The sequence below is a fragment of the Paenibacillus qinlingensis genome (assembly GCF_013204845.1).
Taxonomy (GTDB): domain Bacteria; phylum Bacillota; class Bacilli; order Paenibacillales; family NBRC-103111; genus Paenibacillus_E; species Paenibacillus_E qinlingensis.
Window position 1 is genome coordinate 13,416 of the sequence record NZ_JABMKY010000036.1, and the last position, 17,706, is coordinate 31,121.

Sequence of the window (17,706 nt, forward strand, 5' to 3'; positions counted from 1 at the left end):
CTAGATCCACTCCTCAATCCTATCTTCCCCACGCTGGAAAACGATATGCTTCCTCCATACGGAGTCATCCCGATCCGGGAAATCTTCTCGATAGTGTCCGCCACGACTTTCCTCACGGGTTAATGCTGCTGTCGTTGTTAAAAGTGCTACGTTAAGCAAGTTGGCAAACTCATACTCTTCGCGCTTCGTCATCAACGAATCGTATATCGACAATTGTCTCGCCAACTCCTCATACCCCTTCTGCAAGCCTTTGGCCGAGCGCTTGAGACCCGCGTAACGGAGCATCACTTTCTGAAGCTTCAACTTTTTCTCTACAACGGCTTGATTCGGGATCTCCGTCCTAGGGGCTTCGGAAGCCGAACGGATTTGAATATTTCCTTGTAGGGCAGGCAACTCCTGAATACGTTCAATAATTCGGCGTCCGAATACAATCGCTTCTGATAACGAGTTGCTCGCTAAACGATTTGCACCATGTACGCCTGTAGATGAAACTTCACCACATGCAAATAGGCGACGAACTTTGGTTTCTCCGTATAGATCCGTTTTTACGCCACCCATCATATAATGCGCTGCTGGGGCAACCGGAATCCAATCCGTACTCATATCGAGCCCATAATTCAGGCAATATTCATATATCGTCGGGAAGCGATGTTTAATCAATTCTTCAGACTCATGCGTAATATCAATGTAGACAAAGGTTGATTTACAGCTCTCCATCTCGTCAACAATGGCACGGGCAACAACATCTCTCGGTGCTAGCTCTAATTGTGGATGATAGCGCTCCATGAAGCGCTCTCCTTTGATGTTGCGCAAATAGGCGCCTTCGCCACGCACCGCTTCGGAGATCAGAAAGCGTGGTGCGCCTGGGTAGCATAGCGCTGTTGGGTGGAATTGAATGAATTCCACATCCTGAATTTGTGCGCCAGCGCGGTGGGCAATCGCAATCCCATCACCTGTAGCGATGTCTGGGTTCGTTGTGTAACGGAACAGCTGTCCCGCGCCACCGGAGCAAAGGATCGTGGCGTTGCCACGCACAAACACACGCTGTCCGTTTGGTTTCTGTACGAGCGCTCCATAACATTCGCCGTCTTGGGTAATCAGGTCGATCACAAAGTGATCGTCCCAGATTTCAATATTCGGATCTTGCTTTGTACGCTCCGAAAGAGCTCTGACGATTTCCGCGCCAGTCGCATCGCCATTTGAGTGCAAAATTCGACGCTGGCTATGCGCACCTTCCTTCGTCAAAGCAAATTCGCCATTCTCTAAATCGAACTGGGTTCCCATTCGGATCAGATCTTGTACGCCTTCAGGACCTTCATGTACAAGAACATCAACAGCTTCTGTCGAACAAAGTCCTGCACCTGCAATCACAGTATCCTGACGATGATATTCCGGTGAATCTTCGTCTGAGATTACAGCAGCAATCCCACCTTGCGCATAGCGCGTGTTGCTATCCAGGAGGGATTTCTTCGTAATCATAAGCACTTTCTTAGTCTCGCTGGCACGAAGCGCTGCGAATAATCCTGCTATGCCTGCACCAATAACAATTACATCCGTATGTATATGAGGAATAGAATCTAAATCAACATCTACCAGATATCTAGGAATCATGACGGTTCACCTGTTCTTCACCATTAATACCTCGTAAAGCAACGTTAGCTCGTCCACAATTCGCCTATTGGATCGATACTAGCTTTGCTTCACGAGGGCACCTATTCAAGACAAGAGAGTAGCGCATGCTACTTAACTTGTAACATGCGCTCCAAGGACAATCTTGCTTTATCAGCTACGTCTTCTGGTACATAAATCTCTGGTTGCATCGTCTCAAGACACTTCACGATTTTCTTCAAATTGTTCACTTTCATATTAGGGCAAACTAAGTACTTCGTAGCAAAATGAAATTTCTTATTAGGGCTGTCTAGACGTAACTGATACCCAGTCCCATCTTCCGTCCCAACGATAAACTCCTGGCAGTCGGACTCTTTACAATATTTAATGATCGCCGTCGTGCTGCCTACAAAGTCCCCAAGCTTCACTACTTCAGGGCGACATTCAGGATGAACAACGAATTGTGCATTCGGATATTGCGCTCTCATTTCTTCTACATCTTTAACAGTCAGCATATCATGCGTGTTGCAGTAGCCTTCCCAGATGATCACTTTTTTGCTTGTGAATTTTGATACATAGTCACCCAAATTTTTATCCGGTACCCAGATGATCTCATCTGAATCGACGGAATTGATGACATTGATCGCATTCGCAGAAGTACAACAAATATCGGTTTCCGACTTCACATCAGCCGATGTATTAATATAAGCAACAACTTTGGCATTCGGATGTTGGCGTTTAAGGGCACGTAGACCTTCAACATTCACCATATCTGCCATTGGGCAACCAGCCCGTTCGTCTGGAATAATTACGGTTTTGTTAGGCGCAAGAATCTTAGCGCTTTCCCCCATGAAATGAACACCACAGAATACGATGACATCCGCATCGGTTTGTGCCGCCTTCTGAGCAAGCAAAAAGGAATCTCCTCGAAAATCCGCTACCTCTTGAACTTCGTCACGCTGATAATAATGAGCAAGAATAATGGCATTGCGTTCTTTCTTCAATTGCAGCAGTCGTTCTTTGAGCTCGCGGTTTTGTTCCGCTTTGCGCTCTAATGCTAAGGCTTCCATGGTGCTTCCTCCCCTATCTGGGACGTAAGAATCGTCTCAATCGTTTATCTAAAAGTAGTATGATCTAAAAGCAATAAAATTAGAGATTTACAACTAATTTACACATTCTCACATCGCCTGTCAATGCGCAAATACATTGAAAAAACTCGGAATTCCGCGCACACTGAACGTGTACAACGGATTTCCGAGTTCGCATTGCAACTTACTCTTCTGTTTGATCCGGCTTGATCTCTTTAACTTCTTTGTCTTTGTCAAACTCCAGCTTATTGCTTTCGCTAGCTTGGCTTTGACCTTGAATCGTAACTTTAACATCTTCCTCATCGGTGCTAGCATTAAGCTTGCCTTTTTCCAAGAGTTCGATGATTTCGTCTTTATCCAACGTTTCTTTCTCTAACAATGTTTTGGCAACGAGGTGGATTTGATCCGCATGCTCTGTAAGAATCGTGCGTGCACGTTCGTAGCACGTACGAATAAAGCTTTGCATTTCCTGATCGATCTCGTATGCAATCGCATCACTATAATTCTGCTCGTGTCCGATATCGCGGCCCAAGAACACTTGACCTTGGGAGCTACCGAACTGCATCGGTCCAAGCTTATCGCTCATTCCGTATTCCATAATCATGCGACGAACGATTCCCGTTGCTTTCTGGAAGTCACTGTATGCGCCTGTGCCAATTTCTCCGATGAACAATTCTTCGGAAACACGACCACCCAAGAGTCCAGTTACTTTATCCAGTAGCTCGTTCTTCGTTTGCATCATGCGATCTTCGCCTTCTTTAGGCAGCATCATCACATAACCGCCAGCGCGTCCGCGAGGTACAATCGTAACCTTGTGAACCATATCCGCATTCTCCGCGTGATAACCGATAATCGCGTGACCCGCTTCGTGGTACGCTACGATACGTTTCTCAGTTTCGGAGATAATTCTACTTTTCTTCTGTGTACCGACGATAATACGGTCAAATGCTTCCTCAACTTCCGCCATCGAAATATCTTTACGATTACGACGAGCTGCAATCAAAGCTGCTTCATTCAACAAGTTCTCAAGATCAGCACCCGTAAAACCAGTTGTATAACGTGAAAGTGAATCTAGCTTCACATCTTTAGCAAGCGGTTTGTTACGTGCATGAACTTTCAATACGGCTTCACGGCCTTTGATATCCGGACGATCTACCGTGATTTGACGGTCGAAACGGCCTGGACGCAATAAGGCAGGGTCTAGAATATCAGGGCGGTTCGTTGCTGCTACGATGATAATGCCTTCGTTCGCGCCAAACCCGTCCATTTCAACTAGCAATTGGTTGAGTGTTTGCTCACGCTCATCATGTCCGCCACCTAAACCAGCGCCACGTTGGCGACCAACCGCATCGATCTCATCGATAAAGATAATACAAGGTGAATTCTTCTTCGCATTCTCGAACAAGTCACGAACACGGGATGCGCCGACACCGACGAACATCTCAACGAAGTCAGAACCGGAGATACTGAAGAAAGGTACGCCTGCTTCACCGGCAACCGCACGAGCAAGTAGTGTTTTACCTGTTCCTGGAGGACCATTCAATAGAACACCCTTAGGAATTCTAGCGCCAACTGCTGCGAATTTACGAGGATCTTTAAGGAACTCAACAACCTCGATTAATTCTTGCTTCTCTTCATCCGCACCTGCCACATCTTCAAATGTGACACGTTTCTTCTCCTCGTTATACAGGCGCGCACGGCTCTTGCCGAAGTTCATCACTTTACCGCCGCCGCCTTGCGCTTGATTCAATAAGAAGAAGAACAAAATGAAGATAATGACGAATGGAATAATGGACGTAAGAAAGCTAATCCAAACGCTATCGCGTTCCATCGGCCCGTACTCTTCCGAAGGTACGCCGTTCGCTTCAATCATTTGTACAACTAACGGCTCATAAGGAGCATGTGTTTCAAAGCTCTTCTTATCCGCGCCATTAGGCGGGTTAATATACTTACCCTTAATGGAATAGGTATACCCATCAAACTTTAACACTACGGACTCTACATTTTTGTTTACAACTGCTTGTCGGAATTTATCGTAAGTGATTAACTCCTTCTGTTCATTCTGGGTACTGATGAAATGAACGATCCCCACGGTAACCAAAAATATAAGCAAATAAAAGCCGGTATTCCGGATAATTCGATTCATAACGAGCCTCCTCTCAAACGGCACACAATTATTATTTTACCACACCCCGGTAAAGCGCTACAACATTACTGTCTTGGTGCGCCTGCGGAACATGACACTAGCTCGAATAGATCTCTGGTTTCAATATGCCGATAAATGGAAGGTTACGATACTTCTCTGCATAATCCAGACCATATCCGACAACGAACTCATCTGGCAGCTCATAACCCGCATAATCAGGTTCAAGCTCTACCGTTCTGCGTGCCGGTTTATTAAACAGCGCAACAACCGAGATTGTCTTAGCATTGCGACGTTCTAGCACATCTATCAGATAACTTAGCGTTAAGCCACTATCGATAATATCTTCCACGATCAAGATATGACGTCCTTCCACAGGTACATCAAGATCTTTGATAATCTTAACAACTCCTGAGGACTTCGTGGATTGACCGTAGCTGGATACCGCCATAAAATCAATTTCCAATGGTACTCTGATTTGCTTTACAAGATCCGCCATGAAAATAAAAGCGCCCTTCAGCACACAAATAACCAATGGATTCCTACCTTCGTAATCAGTGGAAAGCAATTCCCCTAATTCTTTAATCTTGCCTTGAATTTGTTCTTCACTGTAAAGTACTTCTTGAATGTCGCTGTACAAGGATGAACCCCCTAGATTATATTATGAATCCTTATAAATTTACATTCTAGAAGAACGAAATTTACATATGTTCCTGCAGCACTAGCTTCATATGAAGCACACGTTCTGTGTCTGGTCCGACCAAAGCGTGTTTGGACCTACGAAATCCAGCAATCCAGAGAATCCGTCCGGATGCGTCGACCAGTAGTGGAATGACCTCACGCCGAGTTGGTGGCATTTTGGCATCAATGAACATATCCTTTACCTTTTTTGACCCGTTTAAACCAAGTGGTTCCAATCGGTCTCCCGATCTGCGGCTTCTCAAACAAAGCGGCAATTCTACCTGGTCCGCATCAAAAAAAACGTCGCCATTATGGTGTGGTGATGAAGCAGCTTGCTCATACGAGCTTAAAGGCATCCATGAGTAGATCAATTTGGCGTTCATGTCCGGTAGGTCCAGCTCATTTGATGCTAACCGGATCTCATAAGCATAAGGCTTAGGATCTGGTGCATAGGTCTGAAATTGAATAGATCCATATTCTCTCACAATATAAATCTGTTCATCCACTTGAAGGACTTGATTCGACATCTGATCTTTAACCATTAACTCACGCACGCGCTCAATTCGTGTAAATACCAGCCGTTCCCTTTCCAAACAAAGACAGTTTAATATTAATTTAATCAAACGCCTTTGTAAAGCAACGTGAAGCTCGGCGAAATCACTCCGATTTAAGCGGCAGATGTTCGACTGAAATGTCACGATTCGGCCAAAAACCTTATCCGTTTCTGTATCCAAATAATCATTCTCAGCTTGCATCACATCGGTCAATCGATTGAGTGACTCTGGAAGTTGTTCATTATACTGTTTCAGCATCGGCATAACATCTAACCGAATTCGATTGCGGAAATACTTCCGCAGCTCATTGCTGCTGTCTTTACAATAGGCAATTTCATGCTGAGCGCAATAATTCACAATATCTGATTTGTATATACGTAAAAAAGGACGAATCAGTTCCACTTTTTTTTCGCGCCTTCGTTCCGGCATGCCAACTAGCCCCGATGGGCCTGTCCCACGCAAGATTCGCATCAACATCGTTTCAGCTTGATCATCGGCATGATGGGCCAAAGCGATCCGTTGTGCACCGTACTGCTCAGCGACTTCATGGAGAAATTCATATCTCTTCTCCCGCGCTGCCGCTTGCCCATTTAAAGAAGCTTCCTCTATATAAGCAGGAACATCAATAACACCAATTTCACAAGGAAGCGCCAGCCCCGCCGCAATCTCTGCAACGAAGTCTGCTTCCGCGTCCGATTCCATGCCCCTGAATTGATGATTCACATGGGCAACAACGATCGTCCACTGATGGGCATCTGCAAGACGAAAAAGGACATGCAACAGCGCCACAGAATCAGGTCCCCCCGACACCGCGACGACAATCACATCCCCTGCATCTGCAAGCTTTTCTTCCTCAATTCGTTGTTCCACTCTGGTAACAAGATCCGTTTCCATCTCGCATTCCTTTCGGCCTTTTCTTACCGCGCCCTACCAATACATATAAATCGTTGCTCCACAAATAAAAATAGAGGCAGCGAAGCATATTTTAAGCCATGGCATTTTCAGCGTCGACTGCGCGACTTTTTTACCTGCAATCAACTTCTTCCATTCCACAATTGCTTCTTCGGATGTACTAAACTCGCCGCGCAACGCTTTATTCAAAAAAGGGGCCAACTGTGCAGCAACTGGATTTTCCCGCATTATTGACGTTAATTGATCTAACTCCCGGTTTTGGGGGAGTGTTTTGATAAAACCTGCGAAGCGTTTGCGGTGATCTAGTGTTTTTAATAGTAAAATAGCAAATGAGAATAGATCGTAACTTTCCTCCGCAACCCGCTCTCCCATATTCCAGAACCCGCGATCGTAGACTTCTGTTAATTGTTTAATCGCTCGTCCTTTGGGTGACACGCCCCCGAAATCAATAAGGTCGACATCGCCATAGTTAGATACAATCATATTCTCGACCTTCAAATCTCCGAATACATACCCGCTCCTGTGGATTTCAGTGAGCTTCCGCAATAGGTTCGTGCCTATCACATAGATCCACTCTTGACTGCGCTTATGTATAAATTCGGAAAGAGTCACCCCCTCAATATATCGCATGACATAGAAGGAGATCCCCTTTCCTTGAATCATCATATCATCTGAATCAATCAAAAAATTCTTGAATGAATTCTCTTTCATTGAAATAGCAAGTAAAGAATTGATCTCTGACTGATGGTCAACCGTTTCATATCCTGCTTTAAGCGCAAATCTAGCGTTTCTCCTTCGTACAAGAGCAACAATACCATTGGAGCCTGCACCTAATAAGCGCTCAACCACATATACATGGCCATTCCACTTTCCTTTAATTACAGCCCCTGGGCGAAAGGCTTCATCATACCACGTAGTCACTCAGCATCCCTTCCTCAGTCGTCTTTGGTGAGAAAGGCTTTTCTGTCACGAACTGCAACGTTTGCAGTAGCGCTGGACCAGTTGGTGTCGTACCCTTCATGTTTATTTTATAGAACATCTTGTCGACATTTGCAAGCTGATTCGTCCATCCATGGTCCATTTCTAGTTCCTGATCACTCGATTTGGTAGATGGAAAATGGAAAACGGCTAGCTCGCTCACACCACTTCTGGCTCTTAAACTAAGCAAAAGATCATGAATGGCTTCACGTACCGCGGCAAGTTTCGGCTTCATACTAGCACTTGCATCTATTAAAAGTGCAACACGGAGAGATGTGGTTTCACTCATATTATCAATAACTTGTACGACTTCAGCCCGCTTCTCCGGTGGTAGTTGCTCTAATTGTGAAATCCCCAATATACTTTGCAATTCCTTGCCCACAGCATGCTGGATGGTTGCATTCACGGTTTTCCGAGTCATCATTTGCACGGTATGTGACAACTGTTCGGAATTAACAATCCGACTCATGCCGCCGCCTGCTGCTGCAATCTCTCGAATCTCTTCTGAGCCTAGCACCCCTAGCTCCCCATGATCAATCACGCCAATGACATTCACAGCAACACCTTCTGCCTGCGCTTGTGCCGCCGCTATCACGGGACTAACGCCAACATTGGAACAACCGTCTGTAATCAATAAAATTTGCTTCATCATGATCTTCTGCCTCCCTGGCCGATAAGATTCGCTCTCTAGTAGTTTCTTATCCTAGTTTTTCCATTTATGAGAGTGTCTAATCATCTTGCAGGTGGGGATTAAAAAAGGTATTTACTCAACTAAATCCTGATAAGCGTTCGATAACAACCAAATAAGCAGAGGGCATCCCTCTGCTTATTTGTACCATTATTCAATCGCGATTACGTTAACGTCTCCTCCGTACTTTCCTTCCTAACATAATACCAAACAGCACAAAAGTTAAGCCAGCAAGCTTGATATAGAGATGGCTAGACTCACCCGTTACTGGCAATGTTGCAGGTTCCATAGCGGGAGGAGTCACCACTCCAGGATCGGAAGGTTTAGGTGACGGCACCGTCGCTGCCGGTGGTGAAGGCTTAGGTGACGGCGTAATAGAAGGACTTGGAGTTATGCTTGGTGTCGGTGTTGATGATGGTGTTGGTGTCGGCGGCGATGTTGGTGTCGATGACGGCGGTGGTGTTGGTGTCGATGACGGCGGTGGTGTCGGTGTCGACGATGGCGGTGGTGTCGGTGTCGACGATGGCGGTGGTGTTGGTGTCGATGTTGGCGGCGGTGTCGGTGTCGATGTTGGCGGCGGTGTTGGTGTCGATGTTGGCGGCGGTGTCGGTGTCGATGTTGGCGGCGGTGTCGGTGTCGATGTTGGCGGCGGTGTCGGTGTTTGTGTTCTCGTGTTCGTATACGTCACCTTTTTATTCTCCGCCGCTTGTAGTGTGAATGGATGATCACTTCCATCTAGGATATACCCACTAGGAGCTGTCACTTCCTTAATTACATAATCGCCTGCAAGCAGGCCTTGGAAAATGGCTATACCTGCTCCATTCGTCGTTTGCGTCTGAATTAAATTCTTCGTTTCACCAGACTTCCTGTAAAGCTCATAGATTGCGCCACTTAGAGGTAATTCTCTGTTGGAGGCATCTACCTTTTTCACTTCTAAAGACCCGCGTACACCATTCCCTGTACCTGAGCCTGAGGATACGCCAACCACGATGTCTTTCACGGTTTCTTTCGTGATCGTTGTCACATTATTCCCGCTGAAGCTCACCGCGTTGGTGACAGATTCCTGATCGCGGGCTGCAATGACAGATTGATATTCCAGCAAAAAGGCTGTAGAGATCATACTCTTGAATTTTAAACGGAACGTCTGATTTCCTGTTGCATCTGTTTGAATATCAACTGTATAGCCGACATCCTTTACTAATTCAATGTCCTTGGTTAAGTCACCATTGGCAGCTGCCTTCATGCTGAACAAGTGGAACGAATCCGATACTAACACTTGATTCCTAGATGGGGTATCAAATATTTCCGCATCCCATAGCTTCGATTGCCCTTGATTGACGGTAATCTGCCATTTGATCTTATCACCGCTTTGCGAGCCGTTCTTGCTCACGTATTCCCCGCCATGAGGGATATTTACGCTTGCATTAAGGTTTCTAGACACTTGGGTTTGCCCATCATATACCTTAGCCGTATTGGCAACCGTACTAGGGATCAACGATCCCTCCAAACTTGTTCTAAACACGATTATATAGGCTGTTGAAAGAGTGTCGTGGAATGTAACAATAAGCTTGTTCTGAGCATCCACGCTAACCCCATAACGGGAAACGTCTACGACTGTGCCTGGCGATGGGTCACCATCTACAGAAACGTTCATGTTGTACACAACAAGCGAGCCATCAACGAACTTCTGATTCTCTTGTAGGACATCCTCGACTTTCGGTGAAGCAATCTCTTTCTCACTGTAGTTGACACCTACTGTCCAAGTCAGCTCCTTATTTACCACATTATAATTACCATATTTATAACCACTGTTAATATATTCATCTCGCGCATAGAAAGCAGCCCCAACTGTTTGCGAATAAGTCTCTTCATTCGTCGCACTCCAGTCCATCTGAGCCGTATTATGGAAAATGGCTGTACTATCTTTCGGGACAATCCACGTCAAATTAAAATTTGTTTGATACGTGATGATAACTGGCTTCGTCAGAGGGGCTGTGAAGTTTATTGTAAAGCCATCATATTTACTCACACTGTTATCCAAGGTGAAGTCAGCGGGACTACGCAATGTCTCATTGCCTTGGGTTATCACTAAAGAACCCTCAATAAAGTACATCCCCCCATGCGGGAACGTATCTTTCACGACAACATGATTCATAACCTGGCTATTGCCGTTTAATTCAATCTTCCAGCCTACCTTCTTCTCGCTATAGTCGACCGCTCCTACGTTTTTAATTAGACCTACTTGAGTCGTATTCTGCGAGGCACTGCTATGCTCCTCCGTCCATACTGTCACCTCATTCGTGATAACCGCATCTTCGATGATTGGGCGGGTAGCTTGGGTTTGATAATCAATTCGGTACGCGCCAGTGATAGCCATTTTAAATTTCAACTTAAATATGTTGCCACTCTCACCCATCGGCGTAATTGTATACTGGTCGGCAGACAGAACAGTGCCACGAGTCTCATTGCCCTCTGCATCAAAAGTCACCGGATACACATGAAGAGATCCATCCACAAGACGATGCGGCACGCTCACAGTGTCTAGGATATAAGCGTTTTCTTCACTAATCGATACCTCTCCACCGTTGTAAAGAACGCTCCAATCTATTTTCTGCTGAATCGCTTGATAATCTTTAATTTCTTTCTTGAGCATACTTCCTCGTTGCACAGCAACTGTTGACTTTGCTTCAATAGACGTTGTTTGACTTCCCCCAAAATTAGCAATATTCGTAAAGGAAGACTTGCTCAAGTCAGTAATATTTGTTACATACTGAATCCGGTAAGCCGACGTAATCGGGCTATTTGTGAAATGGACCGTCAAAACGCCCCCCGTTGTGCTCACCGTATACTGACTACTATCCAGTTCTGCCCCCTGCGTAACAGTGCCGTCCAGTTGGACATTCAAAGCATAAACTTTGACTCCCGTTGGCGTGGATAATCCCTCCACGTTCGGATCTGTCATGACAGCATCCTGAACCGTGTCTAGTGATTTGTTCACATCTACAGTCCAATGAATTGACTTCGCATTATAGCCTTGAGGAACACCCGATTTATTAATCGTTGAATTCACGGTAGGCCTAAACTTTATGGTAAATATCTGGTCACCGCTACGTACAGGGATCACAATCGTCTGCTCCGTAGTCCCCGGAATTTGACTTTTATTAAATTGTGTAAGGAAACTGAGCGTACCCTTCAAATCATCATGGCTCTCGATGAATTGATTAAACGTAATCACAACATGATGACTGTCTTTATCCACATGGAAATTTCCAACAGTGGAGTTATCATCCGTTTTGAGTGCATCGCTTACATTATTGAACAAAAGAAACTCCTGCGGCAGCGTAAAAGTAAACGTATCTCCGTTATGATAGCCATGACCATTTGGCAAAGACCAAGTGTAATCCAGCTTCGCTTGTGCATTCTGGTCATACACATTCCCCGTTACAACTTGACCGTTACTATCGTATACCGCTAATGTGACACTATCTAGGATGTTGCCCGATATTTCAGTTGCATTCACCTGGCTAGATAAGGTAATTCCATAAAGACATTGCATAAACATAAGAAGAGCAATCAGCAAAGCCTTTGTTTGTTTCTTCACCATCTTCGTTTAGACCTCCATTTCAGATATGGACCTTTCTCTTAATAAAGAAAGAACACTACTTATTTTCCTTTTGATACAAATTGTATCATTTTTGACAAGCGTATAGTACCATGTTTTGAAAATATGTCATTTCCATCCTTTCTATACGTGATCTTCTAACTATTCAACCAATTTCCCTTTCACAATTAAGCGATGCGTCGGGTCTACCATGGGATCACACGTAATTAACGTAATTTCCCGATTACTGCCATTACTTTGCAATACCCACACATCTGTTGGAAGTACAACTAACTTCTCCTCTACGCTGTAGACGTATTTCCGGCTTCCTGTATCGACTTCAATCACATCACCAGGGACAACCTCATCTAGGCGATTAAAATTTTTACCGTACGTCAAATTTCGATGTCCCGCAATCGCATAATTGCCTATTGCACCAACTTTTCCCGTATTTGCAATACTGGCAACTGCGATCTTCATATTATCCATCGTCGCACCTGTTAGAATGGGGAGCTTCAAATCAATTTTATCAATACTCAGAACCCCTTCCATATTTTTAGGTTTTGCAGGGGGCGGCTTCGCCGTCGCCACGACCTTCACGCCCGTGTCACTTACGATCGGGGGCTTCGCTGATTCAGACACCAACGGTTCACTAACCATTACACTTGCTTCTGATGACGAGGTCACGCCACCTCCATTCGATGTAGTGTTCAAAATACCTGCTATAGGTACCTCCTCATTCGCCTCTCCGGTTACCTGGTCCATTGCTTGCATATTGTCTTGCCATTGTTTCAAAATCTGATGTTGTTGGTAACTTTCATATCGATCATTTATCGTGGGATACATAAACACGCATACACCCAGAAGTATGAGCAATAGGGCAAACATTCTCCTGATCATTCAACTAACCGCCTTTCTTGACTCAAAAACCGCGCCGGCAAATGAGCCGGCACGGCTTATTAGAACCTTTAACTAAGTGTTTTCGGACGCTCCATACGTGTAATACCAGGCCAGCGGAACGTCGCCCATTCCGGCTGCCGTTTCTCAATCCGCGCTACAACAACCGTCATATCATCCTGAATCTCCCCGTGATGATGGCGGAAAATACGTTCTAACAAGCAATCCGCAAAATCCTGCGGCAACGTCGTATCAATCTCCTGAATCATCCGCTTCATCCACATCTCCTTATTCACAGCATGGCCCGGGGCATCAAAGATACCATCTGTCATCATCACAAGAATATCCCCTGATTGCAGTGGTATGGAAACCAGATCGACATCAATCTCGCTCAAGATGCCTACCGGCAAATTGTTGGCCGAGATCGGGATAACCTCTGTACCGCGCTTAATAAAGCTTGGCGTTGAGCCGATCTTCATGAACGTCGTATTGGCGCTGTACATATCAATCAATGCCATATCCACCGTGGCGTACATCTCATCCGATGAACGCAGCATCAACACCGAGTTCAGCGACTTGATCGCGAGCTTCTCATCCATCCCCGACTGCAGCAGCTGCTGCAGGATGCTAAGCGCCGTCTCGCTCTCCGCACGCGCTCGCTCGCCATTCCCCATGCCGTCGCTCAGCGCAACGGCATACTTGCCATTGCCCAGCTCCACCGTGGAGTAGCTGTCGCCCGAGAAGAGGTCGCCTCCCTTGGCAGCACCGGCGACTCCGGTTTCCACCTCGTATTCCTTGGCGGAGCCGAATACGACCGTGCTGTAGCCCTCGCCGCGAGTGTGCATTTCCTCACGCATCACGGCGACGTTCTCGCCGATGATTTCGCTCAGAAGCGGCGCAATGATCTTACGACATTCATCAAATCCCTTCGTATATTGATGGATGATTTCAATTTCGATGTTACCCTCGTCTAGGGAAATTACATCGATGGTATGAATAGATAAGCCCAGCTCCTCTAGGGCATTACGAATTTGCTCTTCTTGGAGGAATAATTCCTGTCCTTCCCTCTTGATTTCTTTCGCTAGATCTTCCATGACCTGCGAAACACCCGATAATTGGTCAGCAACAAGATGCCGGCTATCAATAATCTGTTTTTTCCAATGCCTGTCGTTCTTATATAAGCTATATTGTCCCTTCATCACATCTAGCACTTGTTCCGTACGAATGCACACTTTCTTCCACTCCGGTGGTATCTGTTTCTTCGTCATGCTCTCCTTCGTCTCAATTTGGCTCATCATATCCGTCATATACGTATAAGTTTGATAGAATTTCTGATCCCAGCACTGGCTCTTCTTCCAACAAGACTCACACGCCTTCTGAGTGACAGCATTCATGAAATGTCCGACATCTTCCTCCTTACGACTCACCTCGTCTTCGGTCGTCAGTTGTTTGAAGCTGCGTGCCAGCTGGCGGAACACCTCAGAGAACTGCTCTACGCGTCCAGCTGTCACATCCCGCACACGCTTTGCATAATCCTGCTGCGACTTCAAATTCTCTTGCGTACCAGGCACATATTTGGCAAGCATGAGAATCACACTGCGCGGCGTAAGGAGGAATAGAGCAACGGCCGCAAGAGATTCCCAGGCAGAATTGATCATATCCACACTAGAACCCATATAGAAAGATAGAATAACAGAGCCGATCAGCATCCCGAAGGCAACCATCAAGCGATTCCCCTCTTTAAGGAGACCTGCGAGCATACCAGAGAATGCAAGTAAACTCATCTGATAGATCGCATTGCTATTCGCAAGACTTAGGATAAGCCCTGTAACTACACCAACGGATGCTCCGAACGGCGCTCCTCCTACCAACGCAAACAGTAGTATCAAGTAACGAGATAGCACATGCTCCACCGTGACAGGACCCACAAGCCAACCAACTGTACCTGTCATGACCGATGCCAACAAAATAATTAAACAAATAATCTCCTCATGTTTCAAATGATAGTTTTTGCGGGTAAGCGTGAATACAGGGATCGCTTGAATGAAAATGAGCGTCAGCACCAAACTTAGCAACGCTTCAACGGTAAGCATCATCAACGAATACCACGTCAAGTTAGAAACAACCAACTCCGCAAAGAGCTGTACGAGGAACGTTGAGCTGAAAACGAGCAGCGGCGCTAACGAAACGTCTGAGCGTTCATATTTCTCAAGTGCCTTCTGGATGAGTAAGAAGATAACGATTTCTATCACCAGATAGCCGGTGTTCCCATTCACTGCGAGCAAGCTTCCGGCGAAGGCCGCAATACCCACCCAATGCAAGATGTCCTTTCTTGTAAAATAGATAACTGCGACAAACGCCAAGGCAAATGGTGATAACTGTTCCAGAATCATCGCCCGACCGAGCAAGAAGCCCATAACGATTAGCAGTAACGACCATTTCTTAGCAACAAAAGCTTGAACCCACCGATTCTCCACAGCTGCACTGTGAACGCCTACTTTTGCTTTTTGCCAAATCCCCGACCATCCGCTTCCCATCACCGCGCCTAAGCTTCGTCTTTGCATATTCTCGAACACCATCCATTTCTTCCCTTATTTGTTACTCTAGTATAGAGACAATCTAGCAGAAAGTTTGTCAGAATGAGTTGATAGATTAAAAGAAATTTCCGACATGTCCCGATGTCCTTGTCAACAGGTGCCAGCCCTTGCCTACTCTAGGTTTCTAATATTGAAATCGTTTCCAAAAGTCTGATTACCTCGAAACGACGCGCCGCATATGAGGGAGATACCCGTAACTCCATGTCGATTGATTTTTATTCTTTTTGCCGGACTTGTCGCACAAGACAAAGAAAAACGCCTCCGCTGTCCTTCAGGGACGGAGCGTTTATGGAGAAATACAAGAAAAGGGACTGTACTTGAGAAATTGAAAAGTACGTCCCTTCTGTATACGGCGGCCACGTTGGCGCTCCTCTCTCGTGCAGGGATGCGGGCAGCCGTGAACCAAACACAAGAGTAACTGGATTTTGTACAGCTAATTTTACATCTAATTCGTGTTTCAGTGACTTAACTGGAAATTATCCATGTAATTTAAAGATTTCAAGAGAATACGGAAGAAATTCAATGATTTAACCACATATATTCCATCTAACCGTGAAATTTGGAGGAATTCGAGAGAATTAACTGTATGTTTTCCATTTAGCCGGGTGGGAAAACCGAAATCGCGAAATCAGATAAAGTGAAGTGCGATTATACATGAAATAAGGGGGAAGCTTCGCGTACCCTAAACCCAAAACATATAAATTCTTATATGGCAAAGAAAAAACCACATTCGCCGGAGCGAATGTGGTTCATCATCTGCATCTATTAGTCTCTTCTTCCGCCTCGGCCACCGCGTTTGGACTCGGTGTTCTTCTTCAAGGACGAAATCCGCTCTTCACTATCTTTTAAGAAACGAGATACTTTATCTTCGAACGAAAACGGTCTAGCTCCGCCCTGCTGCTTGTTAAAGCCGCCGCGACCACCACCGCCGCCGCCACGATTGAAGCCACCGCCGCCACCTGGACGACCGCCACCACCACCTGAACCACCGCTTGGAGGGCCACTACGTTCTCCACCACCGCTTGGACGACCACCTTGGTAACCGCCGCTTGGACGATCTCCACTAGGGCGACCTTGATAGCTGCTGCCACCTGTACGTTCAGGGCGAGCTGGTCTTTCCTCAACTGGCTTGTCAATCGTTTGCTTGATCGACAGTCCGATCTTGCCATCCTTGTCCACGTTAATTACTTTGACCGTTACCTTGTCTTCCAGCTTCAAGTGGTCATTAACGTCCTTCACATAATTGTCCGCGATCTCCGAAATGTGAACAAGACCGGTAACTCCTTCAGCAAGCTCGACGAATGCTCCAAAGTGAGTAATCCCCGTCACTCTTCCCTCTAACTTGGTGCCAACTTCAATTGCCATAAAGTAAAATGTTCCTCCCTTAAAATGTTGAAAACACTGGCTACGCCGATTATAACCGATGCAGAAACCACGGTCAACACGGCATTCGCCACTTCTTCGTAACGTTTTCTTACCACATAAAAAAGTATAAGTTTTCGGTATCCGAAAATTGCTTCGTTATTGGCGATAAAATCTACCATATACAGGGATCTTTGGTCGGAGACCAAAGTCTCTCCACATATAAACGCGGTCGCTCACCTTCGAATTACCTCGATAGAAATTTTCTCATTGCGACTTCGAGGCGCTTAGTGGCGTCTCTCCCGTTTTACTGTAATGAAAGTCCCGGCGAATGATCTGATCCAAATATTCGTCGTTATGCAGCCGTGCGATTTCCTTCGTCGTAAGGGCATTTATCCGCTGTGCTTCGACGAGTTGTTGCTCCATATTCGCTACGACACTTTTCTTCTCGTGCAGCTTGGCGAACTGCCCCCAGATGTTAACAGCAGCCCAGCTCAGAAAACATAAGACAATGATCAAAAGGATACGCAGTCTTCGCTTCGAGCCTTCCCGACTGATGCGCTTGGTTGAAACGGTTGCTTGAGCATGCATGAATAG

12 protein-coding genes are annotated in these 17,706 nt (G+C 45.8%); all 12 read right to left on the minus strand.

From position 1 onward, the window contains the following. Nucleotides 1-1,611: an L-aspartate oxidase gene (gene nadB / locus HQN88_RS35000; RefSeq protein WP_173120988.1), complete on the minus strand. Its 1,611-nt coding sequence runs from the start codon at nt 1,609-1,611 to the stop codon at nt 1-3. Between the two features lie 128 nt (nt 1,612-1,739). Beyond that, nucleotides 1,740-2,678, minus strand: a complete 939-nt coding sequence (gene nadA / locus HQN88_RS35005) for a quinolinate synthase NadA (RefSeq protein ID WP_056617922.1) — start codon at nt 2,676-2,678, stop codon at nt 1,740-1,742. 202 nt (nt 2,679-2,880) lie between these two features. After that, on the minus strand, nt 2,881-4,842 hold the full coding sequence (gene ftsH / locus HQN88_RS35010; RefSeq protein ID WP_056617926.1) for an ATP-dependent zinc metalloprotease FtsH: 1,962 nt from the start codon (nt 4,840-4,842) through the stop codon (nt 2,881-2,883). Nucleotides 4,843-4,939: 97 nt separating this feature from the next. Beyond that, nucleotides 4,940-5,479, minus strand: a complete 540-nt coding sequence (gene hpt, locus HQN88_RS35015; protein ID WP_173120990.1) for a hypoxanthine phosphoribosyltransferase — start codon at nt 5,477-5,479, stop codon at nt 4,940-4,942. 61 nt (nt 5,480-5,540) lie between these two features. Further along, nucleotides 5,541-6,968 carry a tRNA lysidine(34) synthetase TilS gene (gene tilS / locus HQN88_RS35020; RefSeq protein ID WP_173120992.1) on the minus strand — a complete coding sequence of 476 codons (1,428 nt, stop codon included), beginning with the start codon at nt 6,966-6,968 and terminating at the stop codon, nt 5,541-5,543. Nucleotides 6,969-7,001: 33 nt separating this feature from the next. Then, a complete protein-coding gene (locus tag HQN88_RS35025) occupies nt 7,002-7,907 on the minus strand; it encodes a protein kinase domain-containing protein (RefSeq protein WP_173120994.1) in 906 nt (301 codons plus the stop codon). After that, nucleotides 7,891-8,613, minus strand: coding sequence for a vWA domain-containing protein (locus HQN88_RS35030; RefSeq protein WP_057313332.1), 723 nt, complete (start codon nt 8,611-8,613; stop codon nt 7,891-7,893). Before HQN88_RS35030 ends, HQN88_RS35025 begins: the two co-directional genes overlap by 17 nt. A gap of 208 nt (nt 8,614-8,821) precedes the next feature. Then, complete coding sequence (locus HQN88_RS35035; RefSeq protein ID WP_173120996.1) at nt 8,822-12,256, minus strand: collagen binding domain-containing protein; 3,435 nt, start codon at nt 12,254-12,256, stop codon at nt 8,822-8,824. 159 nt (nt 12,257-12,415) lie between these two features. After that, nucleotides 12,416-13,153 carry a class D sortase gene (locus tag HQN88_RS35040; protein ID WP_173120998.1) on the minus strand — a complete coding sequence of 246 codons (738 nt, stop codon included), beginning with the start codon at nt 13,151-13,153 and terminating at the stop codon, nt 12,416-12,418. A 68-nt stretch (nt 13,154-13,221) separates the two neighbouring features. Next, nucleotides 13,222-15,714 carry a stage II sporulation protein E gene (gene spoIIE / locus HQN88_RS35045; RefSeq protein ID WP_173121000.1) on the minus strand — a complete coding sequence of 831 codons (2,493 nt, stop codon included), beginning with the start codon at nt 15,712-15,714 and terminating at the stop codon, nt 13,222-13,224. Between the two features lie 798 nt (nt 15,715-16,512). Beyond that, on the minus strand, nt 16,513-17,112 hold the full coding sequence (locus HQN88_RS35050) for a S1 domain-containing RNA-binding protein (protein WP_173121002.1): 600 nt from the start codon (nt 17,110-17,112) through the stop codon (nt 16,513-16,515). 264 nt (nt 17,113-17,376) lie between these two features. After that, nucleotides 17,377-17,700, minus strand: coding sequence for an FtsB family cell division protein (locus HQN88_RS35055; protein WP_173121004.1), 324 nt, complete (start codon nt 17,698-17,700; stop codon nt 17,377-17,379). Between the last annotated feature and the right edge of the window lie 6 nt (nt 17,701-17,706).